Genomic DNA, 25,747 nt, shown 5'->3' on the forward strand with positions numbered 1-25,747 from the left:
GAGCGGATGCAGCCCGTGGCCCACGGACGTAGCTGGCACACCTCGTGCCGACGAAGGGACTTCATGCGCAAGTTGGTGGCGCGTAGCGCCGCGGTCAAGGCGGCCTCGATCGGATTCGCCGCGACCGTTTTCATCGCACCCCTACTCGTCACCACCGCCGCCTCGGCAGAACCGACCACACCCGGGCAGCTGAGTGCGGAGAACCTGCCGCCCGAACTGGTGCAGGCCATCTCCCGCGATCTGAAGATGACGCCCGCGGAGTATCTGGAGCGCTCGGCCAAGGCCCAACAGCTCAGCGACTATGCGCGCTCGTTCCGCAGCGAACGCCCCGAAACCTATGCGGGCGCCTGGATCGGCACCGACGGCAAGGCGGTCGTCGCGGTCACCTCGGTCGATGCCGCCAAGATCGCCGCGGCCGACGGCTATCAGACCCGGTTGGCCCCGGTCTCGGCGAACAGCCTGGAGAACTCACTGATGCAGCTCAATCAGTGGATCAATACGCTGCCGAAGGAGATCTCCCAGTCGATCAACTCCGTCGCGATCGACTTCCTGAACAGCCAGCTGGTGATGTCGGTCGCCAATACGCCGGTCGGTCACGCACTGAACCTGCCGACCCTGATCGCCAACGTCAAGGTCATCCTGTCGCCCAATAGCGGTGGTCCCGTCGAGCGCCGTCCGATGGGCGGCGACACCTATATCACCGCGCCGACCTCGCTGAAGGACACCTCGCTGCGCGGCGTCGATGTCTGTTCGTTCGGCTTCAACAGCGTGGACGCGGCGGGCAACGCGCTGAATATCAGCGCGGGCCACTGCGATCCGAATATCGATAAGAGCGATCAGCAGGCCGCGGTCTACCTGCCCAATATCCGGGACATCCCGAACAGCATCGAGCTCGGCAACTTCGTCCAGGCGAGCCTGGGCGGCCCGAGCGCGCTCGACTACTCCGTCATCAAGCTGAACGAGCGCTCGGTCAACGCGGGTATGGACCAGCCGTCGGTGCGCGGATCCAATGGCACCACGCTGACCATCACCGGCACCGCCGAGCCGGTCACCGGCGCTCCGGTCTGCAAATCGGGCCAGTCGTCCACCTTCACCTGTGGGTTCGTGGTAGCAGACCGGGTCGAAACCCAGCTCTACACCTCCGAGGGCGTGAGCAAGACCGTGCGCGGCTTCGCCAGTTCGGCGTGCACGCTCGGCGGCGACAGCGGCGGCGCGATCGTCTCCGGCACCCTCGCCCTCGGCATCACCAGCGGTTCCAATGCGGCCGACGCACCGGACTGCAATGAGGCCAATATGGCGCTCGCGCAGTACGGCGGCACCGCGACGCTCGGCATTCCGATCCGCTCGATCCTGGCCGATATCGACGCGGCCTCCGGCGGCGGCATCGGCAATGGCATCACCGTGCGGACCCGGCCGAACGCCGGGTAATCCGGTTGCCGGACACCGTTCCTGTGCAGCGCCATCCGCTGGATTCACAGTGGGCAGCACAACATTCCGACATAAGTAGGCATAACCGGCCGGACACTTTAAGGTATGGGGCATGCTCCTGCCACGTATAGGTCAGCTCCGATCAGCTGCGCGACAGACCCGAGTCCGAAAATCAGTAATCGCCGCCTCGGCGGCGATTCTGCTGTTCGGTCCGACAGCGGCAGTAGCGAACGCACAACCCGATCAGCCCGCCCTGCCCGCCGAGCTGATCGCGGCGGTCGCGCGTGATCTGAAGATCTCCCCCGAGGAGTACCTGCACCGCGCCGATCTGGCCCAGCAGGTCGCGGCCTTCGCCACCACGGCGCAGCGCCAGTTCCCGCAGGTCTTCGGTGGCGCGTGGCTCGATGACGGCGGCAAGGCCGTAGTGGCGCTCGCGCAGGGCTCCGGCGCCGACGAGGCCCGCAAGGCCGCCACGTCGGCCGGATTCGAGGTCCGCAATGTCGCCAAGAGCGAGGCGGCGCTGCGCGGCGAGAAGAGCGCGTTCGAGCGCTGGCTGGACGGGCAGCCCGAAGCCGTTTCCGCGCTGGTGCGCGGCGTGGTCGTCGACACCGTCAACAACAGCATCGCGGTGCGGGTCGAGCAGGCCGGTCTGCCGATGCCGAACTTCATCGATCCGTCGCGGGTCATCGTGATGGCGCCGCCGGTCGCCGGAGAGCAGCTGCAGACGACTCCGGTCGCTGGTGCGATGCAGACCGGCCCGCTGGCCGGTGGTGACGCCTACGCCTCGATCGCCGGGAAGACGTCGCTGCGGTGCTCGTTCGGCTTCAACGGCACCGACCGGGCGGGCAATGTCGTGAACATCACCGCGGGCCACTGCAACCCCGACATTGCGTCGGCGGGCTCGGCGAATGCCTCCGGCGTCTTCGAAATGGCCGGCGATCGGCCCGGCGCGCAGCTGGGCACCTTCCAGAAGTCGGTGCTCGGCGCGCAGGACTACTCGATCATCCGGATCAACGACCAGGCCAGGGATCGGTTCACGAACAACTTCGTGCGCCAGCCGGGCGCGCCCGTCGCCATCGAGGGCGTTGCCGTTCCGGTGGTCGGCGCTCCGGTCTGCAAGTCCGGTTCGCGCACCGGCTTCAGCTGCGGCATCGTCAACGCCGTCGACCAGACCGTGCAGGTCGGCGAGCGGGAGCTGACCCAGGCCTTCTCCGCCAATATCTGCGCCCTGCCCGGCGACAGCGGTGGCGCGATCGTCTCCGGCCGGATGGCGCTCGGCATTTCCAGCGCGTCGTCGGTCGCCGACTTCCCGATCTGCGAGATCCCGAATCTGATCGGCGCCCTCACCGGCAATGCACCGCAGCTGTTCGCACAGCCGGTCAGCGTGGTGCTTTCGGACAACCCGGGTCTGAAGGTCAATAACTGAGCCAGAACCGACCAGTGGGTACCCGGAACTAGCCCGGGGCTCGAAAAGGCCGACAGCGGCGACGCTGTCGGCCTTTTTGCTGTCACTGCGGGCGATCCACTGACCTTGTGCGGCCCGTACGCCCCGAAATGCCCTGTGGGGCGCGGCCCTGTTCCGGCATCCTGGACTGCATGTGTTTGGTGTTGATCGGTTGGCGGGTACATCCGGAATTTCGGTTGATCGTCGCGGCCAATCGCGATGAGTTCTACGCCCGCCCGACCGAGTCGATGCGATGGTGGTCCGAGGTACCCGGACTACTGGCCGGGCGCGATCTGGGAGCGATCGGCAAACCCGCGGGCGACCCGCCGGGGACCTGGCTGGGTCTGACGCGGGAAGCGAAGGGGCGCAATCGATTCGCCACGGTGACCAATGTGCGCAACCCGAAGGCCGAACGCGGCGACGCCCGTTCGCGCGGGGCGCTGCTGATGGACTTCCTGCGCGGCACCGATGCCAGCGACGATATCCCGGGGCCGGAGCAGTACGTCCTCGATATCGCCGCCGCTCCGGACGACTACAACGGCTACAACATGCTGGTCTCGGACCTCGAATCGCTGTGGTGGCACTCCAACCGCAGCGCAGTGCCACCGCAAGAGCTGACACCGGGGTTCCACGGCGTGTCCAACGGCACCTTCGTGACGTCGGCCGTACCGGGCTCCGCGGCGGCATTGGATGCGCCCCACCCCATTTGGCCGAAGGTGCGCGGCGGCCTCACCGATCTGCGCGCGGTGGTCGAATCGGATCCGGGAAACCTGGCCCGCTATTTCGAGGTGCTGGCCGATCGGACCGAGGCGCCCGATGATCTCTTGCCGCACACCGGAGTTCCGCTGCGCCGCGAGCGCACGCTCTCGGCCAGATTCATCGCCAACGCACTGCACGGAACCAGGGCGAGCACGGTATTGCTGGTGCGCGAGGACGGATCGTTCGAAATGGCCGAGCGTTCATTCGGGCGGTTCGGGCGCGGTAAGGGTGAGGAAATCTTCAGCGGCAGCCTGGATTTGCGCGAGCGCCAGGCCTGAAAACACAAAACCGGCCTGCCCTCCAGAGAGGGCAGGCCGGTCGAGTTCGGTTCGAGTTAGTTCGGCGTCTGAACCGGCGCTGCCGCGGGCGCCGCCACCGGCTTCTCGGCCCACTTCGTGGTGCCATCCGGAGCCTGGATGGTGTTGAGCAACTCGACGCCCGCAGCAACCAGCGTCGGACCGCCGACGGCGATGGTGCCAAGGATGCCACCGATGCCCGCACCGGTCACCAGACCCGGAATGCAGCCGACCGGAAGAGTGATGATGCAGCCAGCGATCGCACCGATCGCGGTGCCGACGAAGCCACCGACCGCAGTCGCGATGCCGAAGTTGCTGGCGAATTCGTTCTGCGCGCGCTGGTTTTCGATCGGCGACGCGATGTCCTTGGCGACGACCGGCTTGGCGACGACCGGCTTGTCCGACACCACGAGATCCGCGGGCTTCTCCGGGGTGACCTCGAGCACGGTGCCGTCGTTCTTCATATCCGCTTTGACCGGCACGAGCTTGCCGTCGACGTCCACGTTCAGCGGGAAGGAGACGAGGGTGTTGCCCTTGCCGTCACGCACGTTCGCGACCGTGGTCTTCGGGTCGTCGGCAGTGGCGCCGGGCTCCTCGGTCAACGAGAAGGTCCCCCCCTTGAGCGCCGCCACAACGGTCTTGTCCACCAACTTGACGGAGTAGGTGAGACCAGGATCAGCCGGTGCAGCCGGATCGGCATGCGCGGTTCCGAGACCGATGGTCATCGCACCAATGGCCATCACGGCAGCCGCGGTGGTGCTGCGGAGTTTCATTCAGTATCCAATCCATCATCAAGGTTGTCCGTGAGCTGCCTCCGTACACGCGAGAGCGCTCATCAACCCAGAGTGGTCGGCTCCGGGTTCTCCCCGAGCAGTGTGAAGACAGGCACAGCAGACAGAACGTCGTGAGCGTAATCCAACCGACATGAAGATGCGAGATCCGGTGCTCATACTGTGATCTCCGCGTGACTAAGCCTGTCCTTAGCGGCAGAACGCCACCACTCACTGTTTACGGTGGTTAGCGCCCGAACTCACATCCGGATTGTCGGATCTTCGTGAGATTCATCACAGGCAGAATTCGTGTCAAGCCCCAGGAAGAGGGGGCATTGGCCAACTGTCGATCGTACGATAGACCGGTAAGTTACCGGTGGGTAACTTACCTGCGGTTAGGATACGAGCCAACCGGGTGGCTGAATCGCCGCCCGCGCTCGTGTTGCCTCTAAAGAAAGGTCGCGACATGAATGCCCTGACACTGACGCTGGGCACGATTGGTGTGGCGTTCAGCCTCCTGGGTTGGGCTTCATTCGTCGGCGGCGTCGGCAAGATGACCCGCGCGATCATGATCGGCCAACCCGCGCCGGATCGCTGGCGGCCGTTCTTCCCTCGGCTAAAGACAATGATCGTCGAATTCCTGGCCCACACTCGGATGAACAAATTCCGCACGGTGGGCTGGGCGCACTGGCTGGTCATGATCGGCTTCCTCGGCGGTTTCATCCTGTACTTCGAGGCGTACGGGCAGACCTTCGATCCCGAATTCCACTGGCCGATCATCGGCAGCTGGGGCATCTACCACCTGTGGGACGAGGTGCTCGGCATCGGCACGGTGGTCGGCATCATCGTGCTGATCGTCATCCGCCAGCTCAACCACCCGCGGGTGCCGGAGCGGCTGTCGCGATTCAGCGGTTCGCAATTCGGTCCGGCCTATGTCATCGAGTCGATCGTCTTCCTCGAGGGCATCGGCATGGTCATGGTGAAGGCGGGCAAGATCGCCACCTACGGCCACTCCGAGGTGTGGACCGACTTCTTCACCATGCAGGTGGCCAAGCTGCTGCCGTCCAGCGTGGCGATGGTCGCCATCTTCGCGTTCATCAAGATGGTGTCGGGCAGCACCTTCCTGCTGCTGGTCGGTCGCAATATCAACTGGGGTGTGGCCTGGCACCGGTTCGCGGCCTTCTTCAATATCTACTTCAAGCGCGAGGACGACGGCAGCGTCGCGCTCGGCGCCGCCAAGCCGATGATGTCCAAGGGCAAGCCGGTCGATATGGAGACCGCCGACCCGGATGTCGATACCTTCGGCGCCGGCCGGGTCGAGGATTTCTCCTGGAAGGGCTGGCTGGACTTCACCACCTGCACCGAATGCGGTCGCTGCCAGTCGCAGTGCCCGGCCTGGAATACCGGTAAGCCGCTCTCGCCCAAGCTGCTGATCATGTCGCTGCGCGACCACGGCGTCGCGAAGGCGCCGTACCTGCTGGCCGGTGGCCGCAAGGATATGGGCGGCGACGAGGTCGGTCTGGTCGATGCCGACGGCAAACCCGATGAGCGCAAGCTGGCCAAGATTTCCGCGGCGGCCAAGGCCGAGGCGGAGCGTCCGCTGGTCGGTGGCGAAGATCTCAACGGCATCATCGATCCGGAAGTGCTGTGGTCGTGCACGACCTGTGGTGCGTGTGTCGAGCAGTGCCCGGTCGATATCGAGCACGTCGACCACATCATCGATATGCGCCGCTACCAGGTGCTGATCGAATCGGAGTTCCCCTCCGAGCTGGCCGGGTTGTTCAAGAACCTGGAGAACAAGGGCAACCCCTGGGGCCAGAACGCCAAGGACCGGTTGAACTGGATCAACGAACTCGACTTCCAGATCCCGGTCTTCGGTCAGGACGCCGATTCCTTCGACGGCTATGAGTACCTGTTCTGGGTCGGCTGTGCCGGTGCGTACGAGGATCGCGCCAAGCGCACCACCAAGGCGGTCGCGGAACTGCTCGCGACGGCCGGGGTGAAGTTCATGGTGCTCGGTGCCGACGAGACCTGCACCGGTGACTCCGCCCGGCGTGCGGGTAACGAGTTCCTGTTCCAGCAGCTCGCTACGCAGAACATCGAACTGCTCAACTCGGTTTTCGAAGGCGTCGAACAGTCGCGCAAGAAGATCGTGGTCACCTGCGCGCACTGCTTCAACGCGTTGAACAACGAGTACCCGCAGGTCGGTGGCAGCTACGAGGTGGTGCACCACACCCAGCTGCTGAACCGGCTGGTGCGGCAGAAGCAGCTGATCCCGGTCGCGTCGGTATCGCAGAACGTCACCTACCACGACCCGTGCTACCTGGGCCGCCACAACAAGGTCTACAACGCGCCGCGCGAGTTGATGGAGGCCTCCGGGTCCACCCTGGTCGAAATGCCGCGCCACGGGGAGCGCTCCATGTGCTGTGGTGCCGGTGGCGCCCGCATGTGGATGGAGGAACAACTCGGCAAGCGCATCAATATCGATCGCGTCGACGAAGCCCTGTCCACCCTGGGCGGCGGCAATGAACCGTCCAAGATCGCGACCGGCTGCCCGTTCTGCCGGGTCATGCTCACCGACGGTGTCACCGCCCGGAAGGACGGCGGCGAGGTCGGCCAGGGCGTCGAGGTCGTCGATGTCGCCCAGCTCATGCTCGATGCCATCGACCGCGTCGATCCGGCCACGCTGACCGAGAACCTGACCGTGGTGCAGGAACCGAAGACGGCCCCCGAGCCGGAACCGGTCGCCGTACCCGAGCCGGCCCCGGCCGCCGAGGCTGCAGCCGAGCCGAAGGCGGCACCGACCGGTGGCGGCCTCGCGATGAAGGGCGGCGGCAAGGCACCCGGTGGTCTCGGCATGAAGGGTGCGGCCAAGGCACCCGGTGGCGGGCTCGGGATGAAGGGAGCCGCGAAGGCTCCCGGAGCCAAGGCGGCCCCCGCCGCGGACACTGAGGCGACTTCGGCTCCGGCCGCACCGGTCAAGGGCCTGGCAATGAAGGGCCCGGCCAAAGCACCCGGAGCCAAGGCACCCGGCGGTCTCGGTATGAAGGGTGGCGCAAAGGCCCCCGGCGCCAAGGCGGCCCCCGCTGCCGCGGACGCGGCGGCCACCGCCGCCGAGGCACCGGCCACCCCCGCGCCCCCGGTCAAGGGCCTGGCCATGAAGGGCCCGGCGAAGGCACCCGGCGGTAAGGGACTGGCGATGAAGGGTGCCACCAAGGCGCCCGGAGCCAAGGCACCCGCGACAACGGAGGCGTCCGCAGCTCCCGCCTCGGCCGCGGAACCCCCCGCCGCCGAACCGGTTTCGGCCCCCACCGAAACCAAGCCGTCCATCCCCGCCAAGGGCCTGGCCATGAAGTCCGGCTTCAAGCGCCCCGGGCCGAAGGCTCCCGGCACGGCCGCACCGTCGACCCCGGTCGAATCCACACCCGCCGCGGAAAGCGTTGCGGCTCCTGCGGATTCGACCCCGGAACCGGAACAGCCCACCAATGGCACCTCCGGCAACGGCGCCCCCGAAGTCACGCCGCCGACCGCCAAGCCCGGTGGCCTGGGCTTCAAATCCGGGGCCAAGGCCCCCGGCCGTAAGAACTGACGGGAAATCCTGAAAGATCGGCCCGGGTGCGCAGTGCGCACCCGGGCCGATCGCTATCCTGCCGATCGCCGTGGGTCACCACCGTGGCGGCGGCACGGTTTCGCAACCAGGCTCACGGCCCGAAGCTGGCGTGCAGGAGGCTATGCGAGGCGGACATCCGCAGTCGCGAGGCCGAAGACCTTGCGTCCGGCAGACTTCGCGACGATGACGACGACAGCGGTCTTGCTCGCGGCGTCAACCGACTTGATGCGCCCGGTGAACTCGACACTTCCAGCGGATGCGGCTTCGATGACCGTGTAGTTCGACAGCCGAACCCCGTACCTGATCATCGCGCCCGGGTCACCGAGCCATCGTGTGACAAATCCCGCCCCCAAGCCCATGGTGAGCATGCCGTGGGCGATCACATCCGGAAGACCCGCCAGCGCAGCGACTTCGTCGTGCCAGTGGATAGGGTTCGGGTCCCCGGAGACTCCGGCATAGTTCACCAGATCGCCGCGCGTCAGACGCATGGTTCGAGCGGGAAGCTCGTCACCGACCGCGATATCGTCGAATCTGGTTGCGGTGCGCGGAACACGCGTACGTGAGATCTGAGACAGGCGTGGAGCGGCTTCCGGATCCGGATTCGCTACCGATGGTCCGTCGGCTGCCGCAACCGCAGTCCGGGAGGTCACCTCGCGTCCGCTCTTGATGACCCGCTCGATCGTGTCGCTGATGTCGGCGCTGACGTCCTCGCCGGTGATGCCGACGACGGTGGTGTGCATGATGTGCACGATGTCACCGGTCTGGTCGGTGAAGGTGTTGGTGATGGTGAGCAGGTCCTTGCCGGCGATGCGGCGCACCGAGGCGAGTTCGACATCGCTGATCAACTGGTCGCCGGTGAGTATCGGCTTGTGCATTTCGAAAACCTGATCGGTCTGCACGAACGTGTCGTAGCCGGCCATGACGGTCTCGAGGAGCCTGCGGTTGGCCAACATCGCGGCGATGGAGATGAACGTGGTCGGTGCGATCAGACCGGCGTATCCGAGCTCACCGGCAGCGTCCTCACTCCAGTGCGCCGGGTGGAAATCCTGCACTGCTCGTGCGTACTCGCGGATCTTCTCGCGCCCCACCACGTAAGAGTCATCCGCGCGATAGCGATGCCCCACCAGCCCAGCCACATCGGACGCTGCTTCCACCAAGCCCCTCCTCCATCCGGATTTCGACGGCACTCGTACCCGGTATCGGAAGAACCGAATTCACGAGTGAAACCTCACCTTCTCACACGCCATAGCCCTCATGCCGAGGAAGGTAAACGTTCGTTCCCCAGACACCCGCGACCAGCATCCCGAAGCCCAGCACCACGCACTCACCGCCGCCGGATGCGAACAGATCTTCATCCACAAGGCCTCCGGCAAACTCGCCTCCCGCCCCGAGCTGAGCAAGGCACTGCCGGTGGCCAACCGGCCCGAAGACCAACTGGCCGTAACCAAGCTCGACCGGCTCGGCCGCTCCCTCGAGCACCTGACCGGTACACCGACGACCGCTCCGACGCACTGCGCCGCAGCACCGCCATCGAGGCGTGCCGCATGCTCCGGATCAACGATCGGATCCGCCGGCACCCGAACTCGAGCAGGAGGCGCTCGGTGGTGCTACGCCAACCAGTCGTCAAGTGACGGGAGTTCGGTCGCGACCTTGCCGGTGAATGCGGGCGGTCGCTTCTGCAGAAAGGACATGATGCCCTCGCGCAGGTCGGCGCTGGAGAAGGCGTAGGAGATGAGGCGGGCGTCGAGAGTGAAGACGTCTTCGGGGGTTTTGTCACCGGACATGGCGACCAGACCGCGCCGGATGGCGGCGATCGAAACGGGTGCCACCTGGGTGGCGAGTTCGGTGGCCAGGGCGTGCGCGGCGGGAAGTAGGTCTTCGGGGGCGTGCAGACTGGTGACCAGGTCCGCGGCCAGCGCCTCATCGGCGCCGAACACGCGGCCGGTGATCATCCATTCCTTGGCCTTCGCCAGGCCGACAATGCGCGGGAGGAACCACAGCGAGCCGCCCTCCGGAAAGAGACCGCGGCGGGCGAAGACGAAGCCGAAGCGGGAATCCGTTGCGGCGAGCCGGAAATCGGCGGCCAACGTCATGGACAGGCCGACGCCGACGGCGGCACCCTGCATGGCGACGATCACCGGTTTATCGAGGTCGGTCATCGGCCGGACCACGCGGGTGGACCACTCGACCCAGCCGGGTGCGGTGACATCCTCATCGGAGCCGCCCGCCGTGAGATCCATGCCGACGCAGAAATCCTTTCCCGCCGCGGCGAATACAACGACGCGCACATCATCGTCGCGATCGGCGGCGGTGAAGGCGGCGCCCAGTTCATCGGCCATTTCGGTGGTAAAGCCATTGCGGGCGTCGGGTCGGTTGAGGGTGATGGTGGCGACCGCGTCCGTCACGCGGTAGGTGATGGTGTTGTAGGACAATTCGACTCCCTGAGGTTGGCGCGGCGGATCAGTGCTTGCCGGATGCGGCCGAGACGAGCAGTTCGACCATGGCAGTGGCCTTTTCCGACCGCGGTGGATCGCCGGTAATGACATCGCTCCAGACGAAGGCCTCGCCGAGGCGCACGATCGCGTAGGCGAGATCGCGGATTTCGATGCGCGGGTCGAGATCGGGCAGCCCGGCCAAACGTGCCGCGGCCCAGTCGATCATGCGGCCCTGGACGACGCTGTAGCCGGAGGTCAGCACGCGCAGGCCGTACTCCGGGTCGTCGGCGACGAATCGGGACAGCGGTTCGAAGGTACGCACGGTATCGGCGAGCTTGCCGAAATTGCGGACGAAACGTTCGGCGGGTGCACCGTCTCCCCGCGCCTCGACCCGGGTGATCGCCTCCTCGATGATCCGCCACACCACCTCGCCGATCACCACTTCCCGACTGCCCCACCAGCGATACAGCGTGGCACGGCCGATACCGAGTTCGCGGGCGAGCTGGCGCATATCGATGCGGCGGCCGTCGAGGAACCAGCGGTGCGCAAGGTCGATCACGTCCTCGCGCACCGGCTTCGGCGAGAGCGCCACCGACGAGTCCGCGCCGTCGGACACGGCTATGGCCTCGTCAGCGCGGCGTAGCGGGCCAGATGTTGGTCACTGGAACCGAATTCGTGCTCGATAGCGGTCAGCCGCTTGAAGTAGTGGCCGATCGCCAGTTCTTCGGTCATGCCCATCGCGCCGTGCAATTGCACCGCATTCTGGCCGATGAAGCGCGCGGCCCGGCCGATGGTGACCTTCGCGGCCGAGACCGCACGCGCCCGATCCGCCGCGGCCGCGCCCAGCGAATAGATGGCCAGGTACACCGCGGCGATGGCCTGCTCGAGTTCGATGTACATATCGACCATGCGGTGCTGGAGCACCTGGAAGCTGCCGATCGGCTGGCCGAATTGCTGCCGCTGTTTGGTGTATTCGACGGTGTCCGCCAGTACTTTCCGCATGCAGCCGACGGCCTCGGAGGCGATCGCCGCGATCGCCTCGTCCACGGTGACATCGATTGCGTCCCACGCCGCGCCCTCGGCGCCCAGCAGCGCGGCGGCGGGCAATCGGAGGCCGGTGCAGGTGATGTCGGATCCGACCCGGTCATCGATCGTCCGGTAGGAGTGCACTTGCACACCGGCGGGCGGATTCGTGGCGTCGAATTCGGTGAGGAACAGCGATATGCCGTCCTTATCGCGCCGAGCACCGGCGGTGCGCGCGGTAATGAGGAGATGGGTCGCCAGCGGCGCACTGGTCACGACGGTCTTGACGCCGTCGATCAGCCATGAATCACCATCGCGGCGCGCGGTGGTCGAAACGTCGTGCAGCGTCTGCCCCGAGGTCGGCTCCAGTGCGGCGAAGGCGGTCCGCGCGGCACCGGAAACGATCCGTCGCAGTATCGAATCGGCGAGTTCACCGCCGCAGCGGTTCAGCAGCCCCGCGCCGACGACCACGGTGTCGACATAGGGCTCGACGACCAGCGCGCGGCCGAGTTCCTCGGTGATGATCATCAGCTCGACCGGACCGCCGCCCGTACCGTCGACCCGCTCGGGCAGCGTGGCCCCGAGAATGCCCAGCTCCTCGGCGAATCCGCGCCAGACCCCCGGCTGCCAGCCGATATCGGATTTCGCCGCACTGCGACTCTTCGCCAATTCGTAACGGGCACCGAGGAATCCGGCCACCGCAGCGCGGAGTAGTTCCTGCTCATCGGTGAAGGTGAAGTCCATCAGAGCCCCAATGCTGCCTTGGCGAGGATATTTCGCTGAATTTCATTGCTGCCCGCGTAGATCGAGCCAGCGCGGTCGTTGAAGTAGCGCAGCGGTGCGACCGCCTGCCAGTCCTCGCCGCTGCGATAGCCGTCCGCGGGCGGGGTGAATTCGGCGATCGGCCCGCCGGGTTCAGTGGCATGCGGCTGATAGACCCGGCCGCGCGGACCGGCCGCCTCCAGCGCCAATTCGGTGAGCTGCTGACTCAACTCGGTAGCCAGAATTTTCAGCATCGATGCGGCCGGGCCCGGATTCTTGCCGTGTGCCATTGCCGAAAGCGTTCGGTACTCCAGGATTTCGAGCACTTCGGTGCGAATTCGGGCCTGCGCCAACTTCGCCGCGAACGCCGCGTCATCGATCAGCGGATTGCCGTCGGGTCCGGTCTGCCCGGCCGCCGCGGTCGCCACCTCCTGGGCCATGACCTGCAGTATCGGCGAGGCCGCGCCGCCGCGCTCGTGGACCAGCAGATATTTCGCGACGGTCCAACCGTCATCGATGCGACCGAGCACATTGCTCTTGGGCACCCGGACGTTATCGAAGAAGATCTGATTCTGCACCTGTTCACCGGAGGTCATCACCAGTGGGCGAATCTCGATGCCGGGCGTGGTCATATCGATCAGCAGGAAGGTGATGCCCTGCTGCTTCCTGACCTCGCGTGAGGTCCGCACCAGGCAGAAGATCCAATTCGCCGCTGTCGCATGCGTGGTCCAGATCTTGCTGCCGGTGCAGACGAAATCCGCGCCGTCATCGACGGCCGCCATGGTCAGCGCTGCCAGGTCCGAACCGGCCTCCGGCTCCGAATACCCTTGGCAGAAGAAGATTTCCCCGGTCAGGATGCGCGGCAGATAGAAATCCTGCTGCGCTGGCGTGCCGAAGGCGATGATCGCGGGCGCGACCATTCTGATCCCCATCGGCGACAGGGTCGGCGCACCGGCAAGAGTCGATTCGCGGTTGAAGATGTAGTGCTGGGTGAGGCTCCAATCGCAGCCGCCGTGTTGCACCGGCCAGGCAGGTGCGGCCCAGCCGCGCTCGTGCAGGATGTGCTGCCACCACATGCTGGCCTCGTGGTCCGGATACACACTCGTCGCCAAGCGCCCGGCCCGCCGTAGTTCCGGCGTCAGCTTCTCGTCGAGAAAGGCGCGAACCTCGTCACGGAAGGCCAGATCGGCCGCTGACCAGTCGTAATCCATCTGCCCTCCCGGAGGGATATGCGTCTTCGCATCCGTGTGGCCATATGCCCCACGAGACACAATTTACGACTGTCTCATCTCGAAATCAAACTGAAGTCACCCGACAGCACTTGATGCCCGAGCTACTTCGAACAAGCCGCACAACCCCCAATGGCGGCGCTAGCAGTCTTCGAAGAAGGCCTTGAGGTAACCGGCGGATTGGTAGACGTAGTCGTAGGCCCAGCGCCGAATCGAGATATGCGGTTCCGGGTCGACCATGAGAAGCTCACCGTCCCAGCACTTTCCGAGGATGTAGCGGGCCCGCGAAATATGCGGGGTGAAGGTGATGACGATGACGCGGTGCCAGTTTTCGGCGGCGGCGAGTCTGGCCAGTTCGCGACCTTCGCCGCGGGTGGTGCGCGGCGAAGGATCGAAGCAGGTGACCTGGAAGCTGTAGCGGCTGTGGCAGATTCGATTCATCAGTGCGCTGTCCTCATACGGATCGGAGAACAGCACCCTGGGTGCATAACCCGCGCTGGCCAGCCGAAGCCCCAGCTTTTCACGCCCGTCGTGCGCGCCGCCGAGCACCAGGATCGCATCGGCCCGCGCAGGCGCGTCGGCCCGAGGCCGGACGTACACCGGCCACAGACCCGCGATCAGAACCACCAGCGCAACGCCGAGCACCAACCAGACGTTGCGTGCCCGGTTCTTGTGGCGGCCTCGCACAAGATCGATGGTAACTGGGGCTTCGCCAGCACAGTTCGCGCAGTTCAGCAGGCCATCGACGATTCTTGTCGCCACCTGTACACCTGCTGTTGCCGAGACCCTTGCCTCACTGACCAGCGGCGGCCATCGTCGGGTCCTATCAATCGATCATGCGATGCACAGTCTTCGGAACCGGGTACCTCGGGGCCACGCACGCTGCGTGCATGGCCGAACTCGGGCACGACGTGATCGGCGTGGATATCGATCCGGGCAAGGTCGCGAAGCTGTCCGATGGCGTGGTGCCGTTCTATGAACCCGGGCTCGAGGAGGTGCTGCGGCGCAACCTCGATGCGGGTCGGCTGCGGTTCACCACCTCGTACGCGGAGGCGGCGGCCCACGCGCAGGTGCATTTCCTCGGGGTCGGGACGCCGCAGAAGAAGGGCGAGTACGCCGCGGACCTGAAATATGTGCATGCCGTGGTCGATACGCTCGCGCCGCTGCTGGAGCGGCCGTCGGTGATCGTCGGGAAGTCGACGGTGCCGGTCGGAACCGCGGCCGCATTGGGCGCGCGGGCACGAGCGCTCACCGACGCCGCGGTCGAGGTGGCGTGGAATCCGGAGTTCCTGCGTGAGGGTTTCGCGGTGAAGGACACACTGCGCCCGGATCGACTGGTGCTCGGGGTGGACGGCGAGCGCGACGCCGCGGCCTGGGTCGAGGAGCTTGTGCGGGATATCTACGCCGACCTGATCGCGGCCGAGGTGCCGTTCCTGCTGACCGATCTGGCCACCGCCGAATTGGTCAAGGTCTCCGCGAATGCCTTTCTCGCGACCAAGATCTCATTCATCAACGCGGTATCGGAGGTCTGCGAGGCGACCGGTGCGGATGTGACGATGCTGGCCGACGCACTCGGCTACGACGCACGCATCGGCCGCCGATTCCTCAATGCCGGACTGGGTTTCGGCGGCGGCTGCCTACCCAAGGACATTCGCGCGTTCATGGCGCGCTCCGGTGAACTCGGCGCCGATCACGCGGTGGCATTCCTGCGCGAGGTCGACAACATCAATATGCGCCGCCGCACCAAAATGGTCGATATGGCCGCCCGGGCCTGCGGCGGATCGCTGCTCGGCGCCAATGTCGCGGTGCTCGGCGCGGCGTTCAAACCCGAATCCGATGATGTCCGTGACTCGCCCGCGCTGAATGTGGCCGGAATGATCCAGCTGCACGGCGCAGTGGTGACGGTGTACGACCCGAAGGCCGCGGAGAATTCGCGACGGGTCTTTCCCACTTTGAACTACGCAACATCGGTGACGGAAGCCTGCGATCGCGCGGATGTGGTGCTGGTGCTGACCGAGTGGGACGAGTTCGTCACATTGCGTCCGCAAGACCTCGATCCGGTGGTCCGGAAGCGGTCGATCATCGATGGCCGCAACTGTCTCAATCGTGCCACCTGGAGAGCCGCGGGATGGGTGTACGCCGGACTCGGCACACCGTAGAGTTGCCTGCGACGCGGGGGCGATGCCGGGGCGACCAGGTCCTGCCTTCGGCACTGTCGGACGTCGGCGGTATGGTCCCGAGGGCGGGCCAATCCACCGGCGAGCGGCGCAGGCTCGCATGTCGTGATGTGTGAAACGGGATGGGCAGCTGATGAGTTCGGTTCTGGGTGTTTCGGTGGGGGCCGGTGCCGTTCGTATGGCACGACCACACGCCGGGAACCCCCACGGCCCGGTCGCGCCGCATTCCTTCGATCTGCAGACCATTCCGGTTGTCGAACATCAGGTGGAGGAGCTGGCGGCCGAGGCGATCGGCGTCACGTTGGAGTCCATGCCCGGCATCGCGGCCACCGCGATCGCCTACCGCAGTGAGCAGCATGCCAGGGCGCTGCGGGCGGCCATGGCGCGTCAGCAGCTCACCAATTACGAACTGGTGCCCGAAATCGTGGCGGCGCTCGAATTCGCCCAGTCCACCGGGGATATTCGCGGCATCTCCTCACTGGTCGTCTACGACCTCGGCAGCTCCGGACTGACGGTCAGCGTCGTCGACACCCAGACCCGCGAGATCCGCCACAGCGAACGCACCAGCGATATCAGCGGCGATTACCTCGATTCGCTGATCCGCGAACAGCAGATCGCCTCCGGCCGGATCGCGCATCCGCCGGATTCGGCGGGGCTGGCCGCCCTGGATGCGCTGTGCCGCGAGGCCAAGGAACAGCTGTCGACCAATACCGCGGTGGCGCTGCCCAGCGAACAGGGTCTGGTGCTGCTCGCCCAGGAGAATTTCGAAGCCCTCATCATGCTGGCGATCGAATCGTCGGCACGCATGGCGCGCGATGTCATCGTGCGCTCCGACCGCCCGGTGCACGGTGTGCTCGCGATCGGCGGCTGCGCCCGAATTCCGCTGATCGCCAAGGTGCTCGAACGGTGGATGGGCGTACCGGTCATCGTTCCCGACAGCCCGGAGACCGTGGTCACCCGCGGCGCCGCCATGCTGGCCCGGCCGATTCGCACCGTCGTCGCCACCCCGCAACACCACGCGCCGGTCGCGGCTCGGCTGCTCGATGACGACGAACTCGCCCCCGCCTGGCTTGCCGCACCATCCAAGGGCCGCCGCGGCAAGCGGGAGATCAATGGCGCGGTGCTGACCGTCAGCGCACTGGCCGTCGTCGCCGCCATCGGACTCGGACTCGGCTACGGCCCACAGGTCCTCGAGCGCGATTCGCAGAGCAGCGACCGCCCCACCTCGGTCGCCCCGACCAGCGCGCCGCGCACCACCACCCTCGACCCACAGATCGCCGTCGCCCCGGGCAGCACCACCGAGACCAGCGAATCGCTCGCCGCACCGCCCCCGCGCCGCACGACGACGACAACGGAGCCGCCCCCCACCACACCCGGCCCGAATACCATTGTCGTGCCGGGTCTTCCGCCGATCGTGGTGCCGACCATTCCGCCGGAGGTCTTCCCCTTCCCGCCACCCGGGCCACACTGAGCCCCGGGGGACAATGCCAGGGCCACAGAATGAAGCGCGCCAAGTCGGGCACCCCTGGACAACCGATCACCATGCACTCATGCAGGCAAACGCCGAGAGCTCCCCTGCACCAGCACATTCTCGACTGGTCAGGTGGCCCTGGTGGCGATTGACCGGTTGGTCGGCGGGCCGAGTCGGGCGGAGCGCGAAGTCGGGCGGAGGGTGGAGCTAGCACAAGAGGTATGGTGCCGGGGTCGGGCCGAGTCCCGCCTGGTCCGATCGAACTGCATGTACAGCGCCTTTGATCGCGACACATGTGCCATGGTTACGGCACGTGCGCGATCGCTTGTGCGGTGACCGCGTGTGTGGTCGTCGACCGCGATAGCGGCGGTTACCTGCGGGGACCGGAACTGTCGTCGCCCCAGTGGCCTTCGTAGCCGCGGAGGTCGGGGGTGCGATAGCCACGGGGGTCGGTGTCGTAATCAGGTTCGTACGGTTGCGGATCGCTCCGGTAGCTGCGATTGCGTTCGTATGCCCGGGGATTCGGTTGCCCGTCCCGGGAGACCCGCCTGTGCGAGCCGGTACCCGATTCATCGTCCCGGGAGACCCGCCTGTGCGAGCCGGTGCCCGACTCATCCCCGGTGTGATCCGAGATCCGCTGGCGTCCGGTATCTCTCGTATCGGTCGCGACCGCTATGCCGGACGGGTTGGACGCTGCCGACGAGCGCGACGAACCCCCCGAGCGCCGAGCCGGTCCGGTCGACTCGGACTTCGCGTGCCGGGAGTGGCGGCGGGCGGGGGTCACTGGTTCGGGCTTGCGACCGAACGGACGCGCGAGCATGACCGCGATGGCGGTGGTCAGCGGGACCGACAGGGCCAGCGCGATACCACCGACCGAGGAGCGAGCGATTTCGATGGCGACCGCATCACCGGTCAGAACGTCGCGAATGGAGCGGCCCGCGACGCTGAACAGCAGCAGCAATGGGAGCGCGCCGCCCGCGTAGGCCAGGACCAGAGTGTAGACGGTACTCGCGATATGGTCGCGGCCGACGCGCATGGCGGCGGTGAAGACCTCACGGCGCGAGGCGGATTCGTCGATGGCAGCGAGTTCGAAGGCGGCCGACGCCTGGGTGATGGTGACATCGTTGAGCACACCGAGCGAGCCGATAATGAAGCCGGCCAGCAGTAGACCGGTAATGCTGACGTGCTGAATGTAGGTGGCGACGTTGGTGTTCTGTTCCTCGGATAGCCCGGTCAGATTCGTGATCTTGATGGCCACCCAGGACAACACCGCCGCCACGATCATCGACGTCAGGGTGCCGAGCAGCGCCGAACTGGTCCGCAGATTCACACCGTGTGCGAGATAGAGCACGGCATACAGGATCAGCGCACCCGCGACCAGCGCGACCGGAATCGCGGGCTTGCCGTCCAGCAGCGCGGGCAGCATGAACAGCACCAGCACCGCAAAGGCGAAGCCCAAACCGAGCAACGCCCGCAGGCCGCGCCAGCGCGCGACCACGATGACCACGACCACGAAGGCCAGCACGATCAGCGTCAGCGGCAGCCCGCGGGAGTAGTCCTCGAACGAATACAGCGGCATTCCGCTCGGATCGGTCTGGCGGACGATCCGGATGTGGTCACCGGCGTGCAGATCGGGCTGTCCCGGGCCGGGCGCGATTTCGAACAGGGTGCGATTGCCCTTGTGCGGACCCGAATCGATGCTGATCAGACTGCGCTGGCAGGTATAGCCAGCGGCACGCGGCTGTTCGGGTTTATCGATGAACACCTTGCCGATCGAACTGCTGCCGCATGCACCGATATCCTGCAGCACCACGGTTCCGGCCTCGGTCTGCACCGCGCCGCCGCCCGCGTTCTGCATCGGCAGCGGGATATCGATGTGCTGGCTGCTCGGCCACAGCACGATGGCGGCGATGACGACGACGGCACCGATCGCGGCGAGCAGCCCGACGACGACGCGGGCGGCAGTCGCTCCGATGGCAATGGGGCCCGAATGGTCGTGGTGATGGTGGTGATGGTCACTCATGACGCCGCCTCGGCGCTCGTCCCCGCAGTGCGCGAGACGCGTGGTGTTGTCGGTCGCTGGCTCACCGGACTCCTACCTTTTCGTCTGTCGTCCCGGGTGCGAGCTTAAAGGATTTCATTTTCAAGATCGGTTTCGCGGACCGGACATCGAACGACCTGGCGTCGGTAAATTGCCCACCCGTCACCCAGCTATCACCCCTCATCGCTGCGCGATGCGGCATTCGGTGGAGAAAGCGGGAGGGGGCGGCGGAGAGCAGGGGGATGTCTCCGCCGCCCGCAGGTTGGCGCCCAGGGGGGTAGGCAGCCTAACCCGAGGTCAGGTTGTCCAGGGGGGGTAGACAACTTGACCGGGCACTCGAAGTGCCAAGAGACACTGTACACAAAAAGTCTCGTTTAGCGCTAGCTAGTAACTAAAACTCCCAACTATCCGTACGCAGAGTATGTTTTGAACCCCGAAGCGGGGCGGCGCGGTTGCCCGAAACGCGCTAGAGCGGGACATTTACCGACCGACCGGTCGCTATCCCCTACTGCCGATAGCTCGACAGGAAGTTCCCGAAGCGCTCGATCGCGACCGCGAGGTCGCGTGCCCACGGCAGCGTGACGATCCGCAGATGATCATGATGCGGCCAGTTGAATCCGGTCCCCTGCACCATCAAGATCTTCTCCTGCAGCAGCAGATCCAGGATCAACTTCGAATCATCGTGGATCTCATAGACGTTCGGATCCAACTTCGGGAACGCGTAGAGCGCACCCTTCGGCTTCACACACGACACGCCCGGGATGACGTTCAGCCGCTCCCACGCGACATCGCGCTGCTCCAGCAGTCGCCCGCCGGGCAGGATCAGATCCTCGATGCTCTGATGTCCGCCGAGCGCCACCTGAATCGCGTGCTGCGCGGGAACATTCGGGCAAAGCCTGGTCGAGGCGAGCAGATCGATACCCTCGAGGAAACCGGCCGCATGCTCCTTGGGTCCGGTGATCGCCAGCCAGCCGGAGCGGTAGCCCGCGACCCGGTAGGCCTTCGACAGTCCGTTGAAGGTCAGGCAGAGCAGATCGGGCGCGAGCGTCGCCAGCGAAATGTGCTTGGCATCGTCGTAGAGGATCTTGTCGTAGATCTCATCGGCCAGCAGTAACAATTGATGTTTGCGCGCCAGGTCGACCAGTTGCTGGAGCACCTCGGTGGAGTACACCGCGCCGGTCGGGTTGTTCGGATTGATGACCAGCAGCGCCTTGGTCTTGGCGGTGATCTTCGATTCGATATCGGCGATATCGGGCTGCCAGCCATTGGACTCGTCACACAGGTAATGCACCGGGGTACCGCCGGCCAGGCTGGTCATGGCGGTCCACAGCGGATAGTCGGGCGCCGGGATCAGCACCTCGTCACCGTTGTCGAGCAGCGCCTGCATGGTGATGGTGATCAGCTCGGAGACACCATTGCCCAGGTAGACGTCATCGACATCGAGTTCGGGGAAGCCGGGGACCAGTTCGTAGCGGGTCACGATGGCGCGCCGGGCCGAGAGGATGCCCTTGGATTCCGAATAGCCCTGGGCATACGGCAGCGCGGCGATGATGTCGCGCATGATCACATCGGGCGCCTCGAATCCGAACGGGGCCGGATTGCCGATATTGAGCTTGAGGATGCGATGCCCCTCCGCCTCCAGCCGTGCCGCATGCGCGTGTACCGGTCCACGAATTTCGTAGAGGACGTTCTGCAGCTTGGTGGACTGCTCCAGCGTGCGCGGCGGGTGATGCGGGAGATGGCTTGGACTCACCCGTCCTATGGTGCCATCCCGTGCAACGGTGTTTTTGGCCGCGCGGGCGCGGCGTGTTCGCTGCCCCGAGTATTCAGCATCGTCTAGCGATTCGATGAGGGGTGGTGGTCGGGCGACGGGTGGGCCTCGCGTCCGAGCCGTCGAGACTCGCGACTGCGTCGCATGCGCTTAGCCGACTCGGCTGAGTTCGATGGCCGCGCCTTCGCGCGGACGCGAGACGGGCCGCGAACGGGTCGCTCGTAAGACTCGCTCCGCGGTGGTGATGTGAGTGCGGGCGTCGCTCGGCGGCAATCGCTACTCAGGTCGTTGAGCTACCCGGCGGGATGCCTTTGGCCGCAGTGGATCCGCAGAATTCTTCGATCCGTTCATCGAGGTAGCGCGCTTCCACCGCATCGCGGAACGCCGGTCCCGCGATCCGCCGCCGTACGCCGACGAGCCGTTCTTCGAGTTGCGCGATGCGCTTGTCCTCGGCGAGCCCGAGCACCGGAACCAGTGCGGCGGCCGCGCCGTCGAGACTTCCATTGATCAGATGCGCCGCGGCATTGTCCACCCGGGCCAATGCTTCGGCGCCGTAGGAGCGCTGCTCCGAGGGGCCGTTCGCATACAGCTCGATGGTCCGCTGGGTCGCGGCCAGTGCGGGTTCGGCCTGGCCGAGGTGGATATAGGTCGCGCCCGCGTAGTAGTGGGCCTTCGCCTCGTTGAAGCCGAAGACACCGCCGACCTCGTCGTGCAGGCTGTCGCTCTCGGACGCCTCGCGGGCGTCGTCCGCGGCGCGAATGCAGCGGTCGGCATCGGCATGACTGCCCAATCGAGACCAGATCCTGGCCTCGATATTCAATAGTCGAACCTTGGCCGTGGCCGATTCGGCGAACTCCTGCCCGCTCTGCGCGAGCAGTACGCCGCGGCGCGGCCGGTCGGACCAGTATTCGATGAGCGCGTGCATGCCGCGGGTCCAGGCGCGCAATCCGTTGTGTCCGCACAGTTCCGAGTAGGCCCAGGCCGCTCTGATCTGCTCGCCCGCGGCATCGAAGTACCCGAGGTCGGTACTCGCGTTGGCGAGTAGTCCCGACAGTGTGCCCGCCAGCAGGTAGAGATGGCTGGTGTCGGCGGGGCGCTGATGTCCTTCCAACAGCCGGTATACCCGGCGTCGGACTCGCAGCATCTCCACCATCATCGGCACCGGTGGGACGTGCACGTAATCATTCGCGATGCGCGTGACATCGGCGTCGAGCTGTTCCAAGGTGGTGGCACCCACATTGGTACTCTCTGCCTTCCCGGCGTGCTCGCTCGCCTCGTGGGCAGCCGCCATGATCAGATCCCTCTCTGAAATCGCTGCTAACGCATCACCTCTCACCGCACCGGCGTCTATGAGAGCTAAAAGGTCCGCGTCACTGGAATAGCTGGCGCGGGCCGTTGCGCCGGCCCGCCTGTCGAATCCGGGCTCGGCCGGTCGATCGACTACCGGCTGATCGATCATGGCCGCGAACCGTGCCCGCACAACATCGTCGGACCTGGCCAGCGAGGTATCGAGGGCGGCTTGGTTGATCGGGCGTGGATGGACCCGCGCGCCACCGGCCTCCCACTTCGATACCAGGCGCTCGTGCACTCCCAGGTGTGCCGCGAACTCTCGGATACTCATCCGCCTGGCATCGCGAAGCGCACGGGCCTCTCTACCTGACCAGTGCCGGACCACGGTGTCATCCCTTCCGAAACGAACTCCTTCCCAGGGTACGAGCGGTTTGTGAGTGCGGCCACATCCAAAAGCATTCCGCTATCAGGGGCAGCGGAATGGCAGCGGAAGGCGGGCAGGTGGACATAGCCGAATCGTCGTCTCGCGCAGGACCCTTGAACGGAGGAGGCAAGGAGTTGGTTGTGAATGCGGACAAACTCAGGACGGTCGACGATTGGGCGGCCTTCTACCGGCACGAATTCGAACTACCGGTAACCGAACGTGGCGGATTCGTGATGCTGCCCATCACCGGCCGGGTCTGCGTTGTCCACCTGCCAACGGTTCGGGCCGAAAAGGTCAGGGCCGCACTGGAACAGCAGGGGACGAGGGGCCCCATGCTCGCCAGGCAGATCCGCTGGAGCTTCCTTGCCGAGCCGGACAGTCGGCCGGGCGCGCAGGTATTGGAGGTGCTGAACCGTCTCGATATCGGCATACCCGCCATCGGCAGCGCCGTGATGTTGCCGACCGGGCTCGGCCGGTGGACCCGGGAAGGGTGCTTCTGGGTCAACCCACCGAGTCGCGGCGACACGCTCCCACCGCTATCCGTCATCATCACGACGGCCCTCGCGGTGGGGGCGGGCGGCGGGGACTGAATGCGTCGTCGGTCCCCGCCGCTCGGCGCCGGACCTGCCGAGTCCGCCCCTCAACTGGCAGTCGACAGGGGCGGACTCGGTCGGTCGTTCTTGGTCGGTTCACGCGATCTACCGTGGACCGATGGGCAGCGAAAGGGCAGCGGATCTGCGTGGGACCTATCAGGTCGACGCCCGCAACATCGTGCACGGCCCCGCCTTATCCGGTCTCGATGTGATCCGATGCTTCGGCTTCGATGTGCTGGAGCCGAGACCCGTACGCAGGCGCAAGATTCCGGGTGGCACGGTGAAAATCGTCTTCGCGATGGAGGGTACGTTCGCGGGGCGGGCCATGGATCCGGCCGCACTGGTGATCGGGTTGCACGATCGGGCGGGCACAGCCGAGCATGTCGGGCGGATGCGCAGTGTGCAGGTGCAATTGGAGCCATTGGCGGCGCGGCGGCTACTCCGAGTGCCGCTCGATGAAATACGCAATACCGCAGTGGATTTGGGCGAGCTCTTCGGCGACTCGGCGCGGCGGTTCACCGAACTGCTGGCGGAGACGGCAAGCTGGTCACGGCGATTCGAGCTGGTCGGCGACTACCTTCGGAACCGATCGGCGCAAGCGGAGACCAACTCGGCGATCGTGTCGGCCGTTCGCCAACTGCAGATATCAGGGGGCACAACGCCGCTCACCGATCTAGTCGTGGAATCCGGCTGGAGTCGAAGGCATTTCCGCGGACGGTTCACCGAACAGGTCGGTCTGTCGCCGAAGACCTATGGATCGCTGATGCGTTTCTCGGGCGTGTTTGCCGCCCTGACGGTCATGCCCGAGATCGAAATAGGCGCTCTGGCCAGCGATTTCGGTTTCTACGACCAGTCCCATCTGTGTCGAGACTTCCAGCGCTTCGCCGGAACAACGCCCGGACACCTACTCGGCTTGGCGAATTCGTCGAGCGCCGGTTCGTGAGGCGATACATCCAGGGTCACCTTCCCTCGTGACAAGCCACCCACCGCGACTCACCTGGTTGTGACTGGTCCAGCCGCGACCCATCCAGAGGCCCCCGCCAGAGACAGTCCCCAGCCGCAACTCACTCCGCCGTGCCGACCCGGAGGCGACCGGCCCAGAACCGACGGATCCGGAGGTGACTCGTTCAAAGTTGGTCCCCCAGAAGACTTGTTGTTCGAAGCCGCGCGGGCTCAGGCGGTACAACGTGGAGGCCATTTGAATCGGGCGAATTCTTCCGTGGCCGTTTTATCCAATACCGTGCGCGCTGGCTCCGTAGCGTTCCGAACATGTCCGGGACTCCGATAACCGTGCGTATCGCCGCCCTCGGGATCGGCATCCATGCGATCGATCACATCATCGTGCTGTTGTGGCCGCCGTTCGGTTGGCATGTCGGCACGGTGTTCCACCTGATCAGCGGGCCGGTCTATGCAGCGCTCATACTGCCGGTGGTGCGCGGGCGGAACTGGGCGCGCATCACGATCTCGTTCCTGCTGGGCGGTCAGTTCATCGGCCGGTTCGTGGTCTGGATGTTGTTCTCCTCCAGCGGAGCCCACGCGGCACTGCTGGCGGGTTGGACGCTGTCGGTGATCGTGCTGGCGCTGCTGTGGATTCCGGCCGCAACGCGGCGCCACTTCCGACCCACGAGAACCTGGTACTAGGTGGGCAGCGGGAAGTTGAGGTAGGACCTGGAGGGGGTCGGGCCGCGTTGCCCCTGGTACTTCGAGCCCGCAGTGGCGCTGCCGTACGGGTGCTCGGCCGGGCTGGTCAGGCGCAGCAGGCACAGCTGGCCGATCTTCATACCGGGCCACAGGGTGATCGGCAGGTTCGCCACATTCGACAGTTCCAGCGTGATGTGACCGCTGAAGCCCGGGTCGATGAACCCCGCCGTCGAGTGGGTGAGCAGACCGAGCCGCCCGAGGCTCGACTTGCCCTCCAGCCGACCGGCCAGATCACTCGGCAGCGTGCACACCTCGAGCGTGGAACCGAGCACGAATTCGCCCGGATGCAGCACAAACGGCTCACCATCGTCGGGCTCGACCAGGCTGGTCAGCTCGTCCTGGCGTCGCGCGGGATCGATATGGGTGTAGCGGGTGTTGTCGAATACCCGGAAGAATCGGTCCAGACGCACATCGATACTCGACGGCTGGATCAGATTTTCCAGCAGCGGCTCGACGCCGAGACGCCCAGCGGCGATCTCCGCACGGATGTCACGATCGGAAAGCAGCACGCCGACGAGCGTAG

19 protein-coding genes and 2 pseudogenes are annotated in these 25,747 nt (G+C 65.8%); 10 read left to right on the forward strand and 11 right to left on the reverse strand.

Going from position 1 to position 25,747, the window contains the following annotated elements; translation table 11 throughout:
- The first annotated feature begins 63 nt into the window (after nt 1-63).
- The 3 genes from ABZW16_RS11600 (at nt 64) to ABZW16_RS11610 (ending at nt 3,909) form a co-directional block, all read left to right on the forward strand.
- Nucleotides 64-1,428, forward strand: a complete 1,365-nt coding sequence (locus ABZW16_RS11600) for a S1 family peptidase (protein WP_354954800.1) — start codon at nt 64-66, stop codon at nt 1,426-1,428.
- A gap of 112 nt (nt 1,429-1,540) precedes the next feature.
- Nucleotides 1,541-2,854 (forward strand): S1 family peptidase, encoded by a 1,314-nt coding sequence (locus ABZW16_RS11605; protein WP_354954802.1) that lies wholly within the window; start codon nt 1,541-1,543, stop codon nt 2,852-2,854.
- Nucleotides 2,855-3,024: 170 nt separating this feature from the next.
- Nucleotides 3,025-3,909 carry an NRDE family protein gene (locus ABZW16_RS11610; RefSeq protein WP_354954804.1) on the forward strand — a complete coding sequence of 295 codons (885 nt, stop codon included), beginning with the start codon at nt 3,025-3,027 and terminating at the stop codon, nt 3,907-3,909.
- Nucleotides 3,910-3,965: 56 nt separating this feature from the next.
- Here ABZW16_RS11610 and ABZW16_RS11615 read toward each other — a convergent pair whose 3' ends face one another.
- Nucleotides 3,966-4,700, reverse strand: a complete 735-nt coding sequence (locus tag ABZW16_RS11615) for a hypothetical protein (protein ID WP_354954806.1) — start codon at nt 4,698-4,700, stop codon at nt 3,966-3,968.
- Between the two features lie 463 nt (nt 4,701-5,163).
- On the opposite strand from ABZW16_RS11615, the gene ABZW16_RS11620 reads away from it, so the two are divergent.
- Nucleotides 5,164-8,286: a heterodisulfide reductase-related iron-sulfur binding cluster gene (locus ABZW16_RS11620; protein ID WP_354954808.1), complete on the forward strand. Its 3,123-nt coding sequence runs from the start codon at nt 5,164-5,166 to the stop codon at nt 8,284-8,286.
- Between the two features lie 140 nt (nt 8,287-8,426).
- Here the strand turns inward: ABZW16_RS11620 and ABZW16_RS11625 are convergent, their stop codons facing one another.
- Complete coding sequence (locus ABZW16_RS11625; RefSeq protein ID WP_354954810.1) at nt 8,427-9,464, reverse strand: fused (3R)-hydroxyacyl-ACP dehydratase subunits HadA/HadB; 1,038 nt, start codon at nt 9,462-9,464, stop codon at nt 8,427-8,429.
- Nucleotides 9,465-9,561: 97 nt separating this feature from the next.
- Here ABZW16_RS11625 and ABZW16_RS11630 point away from each other — a divergent pair.
- Nucleotides 9,562-9,732 (forward strand): annotated as a pseudogene (locus ABZW16_RS11630) (hypothetical protein); the annotation flags it as partial.
- Nucleotides 9,733-9,914: 182 nt separating this feature from the next.
- On the opposite strand, the gene ABZW16_RS11635 reads toward ABZW16_RS11630, so the two are convergent.
- The 5 genes from ABZW16_RS11635 to ABZW16_RS11655 form a co-directional block, all read right to left on the reverse strand.
- The gene (locus ABZW16_RS11635; RefSeq protein ID WP_354954812.1) at nt 9,915-10,739 is read right to left on the reverse strand and encodes an enoyl-CoA hydratase-related protein; all 825 of its coding nucleotides are present in this window, start codon (nt 10,737-10,739) and stop codon (nt 9,915-9,917) included.
- Between the two features lie 28 nt (nt 10,740-10,767).
- Entirely contained in the window at nt 10,768-11,358 is a 591-nt protein-coding gene (locus ABZW16_RS11640; protein WP_354954814.1) for a QsdR family transcriptional regulator, read from the reverse strand.
- A gap of 2 nt (nt 11,359-11,360) precedes the next feature.
- Complete coding sequence (locus ABZW16_RS11645) at nt 11,361-12,509, reverse strand: acyl-CoA dehydrogenase family protein (protein ID WP_354954816.1); 1,149 nt, start codon at nt 12,507-12,509, stop codon at nt 11,361-11,363.
- On the reverse strand, nt 12,509-13,738 hold the full coding sequence (locus tag ABZW16_RS11650) for an acyl-CoA dehydrogenase family protein (protein ID WP_354954818.1): 1,230 nt from the start codon (nt 13,736-13,738) through the stop codon (nt 12,509-12,511). The genes ABZW16_RS11645 and ABZW16_RS11650 overlap by 1 nt, the downstream gene beginning before the upstream one ends.
- Before the next feature lie 159 nt (nt 13,739-13,897).
- Nucleotides 13,898-14,443, reverse strand: coding sequence for a YdcF family protein (locus tag ABZW16_RS11655; RefSeq protein WP_354954820.1), 546 nt, complete (start codon nt 14,441-14,443; stop codon nt 13,898-13,900).
- A gap of 149 nt (nt 14,444-14,592) precedes the next feature.
- On the opposite strand from ABZW16_RS11655, the gene ABZW16_RS11660 reads away from it, so the two are divergent.
- A complete protein-coding gene (locus tag ABZW16_RS11660; RefSeq protein ID WP_354954822.1) occupies nt 14,593-15,915 on the forward strand; it encodes a UDP-glucose/GDP-mannose dehydrogenase family protein in 1,323 nt (440 codons plus the stop codon).
- A 151-nt stretch (nt 15,916-16,066) separates the two neighbouring features.
- Nucleotides 16,067-17,404 carry an Hsp70 family protein gene (locus ABZW16_RS11665; RefSeq protein ID WP_354954824.1) on the forward strand — a complete coding sequence of 446 codons (1,338 nt, stop codon included), beginning with the start codon at nt 16,067-16,069 and terminating at the stop codon, nt 17,402-17,404.
- Between the two features lie 799 nt (nt 17,405-18,203).
- Here the strand turns inward: ABZW16_RS11665 and ABZW16_RS11670 are convergent.
- The 3 genes and pseudogenes from ABZW16_RS11670 to ABZW16_RS11680 form a co-directional block, all read right to left on the reverse strand.
- Nucleotides 18,204-19,427 (reverse strand): annotated as a pseudogene (locus tag ABZW16_RS11670) (YibE/F family protein); the annotation flags it as partial.
- 523 nt (nt 19,428-19,950) lie between these two features.
- Entirely contained in the window at nt 19,951-21,207 is a 1,257-nt protein-coding gene (locus ABZW16_RS11675) for a pyridoxal phosphate-dependent aminotransferase (protein ID WP_354954880.1), read from the reverse strand.
- A 289-nt stretch (nt 21,208-21,496) separates the two neighbouring features.
- Nucleotides 21,497-22,837, reverse strand: a complete 1,341-nt coding sequence (locus tag ABZW16_RS11680; RefSeq protein WP_354954826.1) for an XRE family transcriptional regulator — start codon at nt 22,835-22,837, stop codon at nt 21,497-21,499.
- Nucleotides 22,838-23,070: 233 nt separating this feature from the next.
- Between ABZW16_RS11680 and ABZW16_RS11685 the strand changes: the two genes are divergently transcribed.
- The 3 genes from ABZW16_RS11685 to ABZW16_RS11695 all read left to right on the forward strand — a co-directional run bounded on the left by ABZW16_RS11685 (nt 23,071) and on the right by ABZW16_RS11695 (nt 25,164).
- Entirely contained in the window at nt 23,071-23,520 is a 450-nt protein-coding gene (locus tag ABZW16_RS11685) for a hypothetical protein (RefSeq protein WP_354954828.1), read from the forward strand.
- A 121-nt stretch (nt 23,521-23,641) separates the two neighbouring features.
- Entirely contained in the window at nt 23,642-24,466 is an 825-nt protein-coding gene (locus ABZW16_RS11690) for a helix-turn-helix domain-containing protein (RefSeq protein WP_354954830.1), read from the forward strand.
- A 326-nt stretch (nt 24,467-24,792) separates the two neighbouring features.
- Nucleotides 24,793-25,164 (forward strand): hypothetical protein, encoded by a 372-nt coding sequence (locus tag ABZW16_RS11695; protein ID WP_354954832.1) that lies wholly within the window; start codon nt 24,793-24,795, stop codon nt 25,162-25,164.
- Here ABZW16_RS11695 and dcd read toward each other — a convergent pair.
- Nucleotides 25,161-25,733 carry a dCTP deaminase gene (gene dcd / locus ABZW16_RS11700; RefSeq protein ID WP_354954834.1) on the reverse strand — a complete coding sequence of 191 codons (573 nt, stop codon included), beginning with the start codon at nt 25,731-25,733 and terminating at the stop codon, nt 25,161-25,163. The genes ABZW16_RS11695 and dcd overlap by 4 nt on opposite strands.
- Between the last annotated feature and the right edge of the window lie 14 nt (nt 25,734-25,747).

This window comes from Nocardia sp. NPDC004604 (genome assembly GCF_040609795.1).
Lineage (GTDB): Bacteria > Actinomycetota > Actinomycetes > Mycobacteriales > Mycobacteriaceae > Nocardia.

Coding starts and splice junctions, on each gene's coding strand:
- ABZW16_RS11600 (WP_354954800.1), top strand. CDS start 64: ATGCGCAAGTTGGTGGCGCGTAGCGCCGCGGTCAAGGCGGCCTCGATC.
- ABZW16_RS11605 (WP_354954802.1), top strand. CDS start 1,541: ATGCTCCTGCCACGTATAGGTCAGCTCCGATCAGCTGCGCGACAGACC.
- ABZW16_RS11610 (WP_354954804.1), top strand. CDS start 3,025: ATGTGTTTGGTGTTGATCGGTTGGCGGGTACATCCGGAATTTCGGTTG.
- ABZW16_RS11615 (WP_354954806.1), bottom strand. CDS start 4,700: ATGAAACTCCGCAGCACCACCGCGGCTGCCGTGATGGCCATTGGTGCG.
- ABZW16_RS11620 (WP_354954808.1), top strand. CDS start 5,164: ATGAATGCCCTGACACTGACGCTGGGCACGATTGGTGTGGCGTTCAGC.
- ABZW16_RS11645 (WP_354954816.1), bottom strand. CDS start 12,509: ATGGACTTCACCTTCACCGATGAGCAGGAACTACTCCGCGCTGCGGTG.
- ABZW16_RS11650 (WP_354954818.1), bottom strand. CDS start 13,738: ATGGATTACGACTGGTCAGCGGCCGATCTGGCCTTCCGTGACGAGGTT.
- ABZW16_RS11660 (WP_354954822.1), top strand. CDS start 14,593: ATGCGATGCACAGTCTTCGGAACCGGGTACCTCGGGGCCACGCACGCT.
- ABZW16_RS11665 (WP_354954824.1), top strand. CDS start 16,067: ATGAGTTCGGTTCTGGGTGTTTCGGTGGGGGCCGGTGCCGTTCGTATG.
- ABZW16_RS11680 (WP_354954826.1), bottom strand. CDS start 22,837: ATGAGTATCCGAGAGTTCGCGGCACACCTGGGAGTGCACGAGCGCCTG.
- ABZW16_RS11690 (WP_354954830.1), top strand. CDS start 23,642: ATGGGCAGCGAAAGGGCAGCGGATCTGCGTGGGACCTATCAGGTCGAC.
- ABZW16_RS11695 (WP_354954832.1), top strand. CDS start 24,793: ATGTCCGGGACTCCGATAACCGTGCGTATCGCCGCCCTCGGGATCGGC.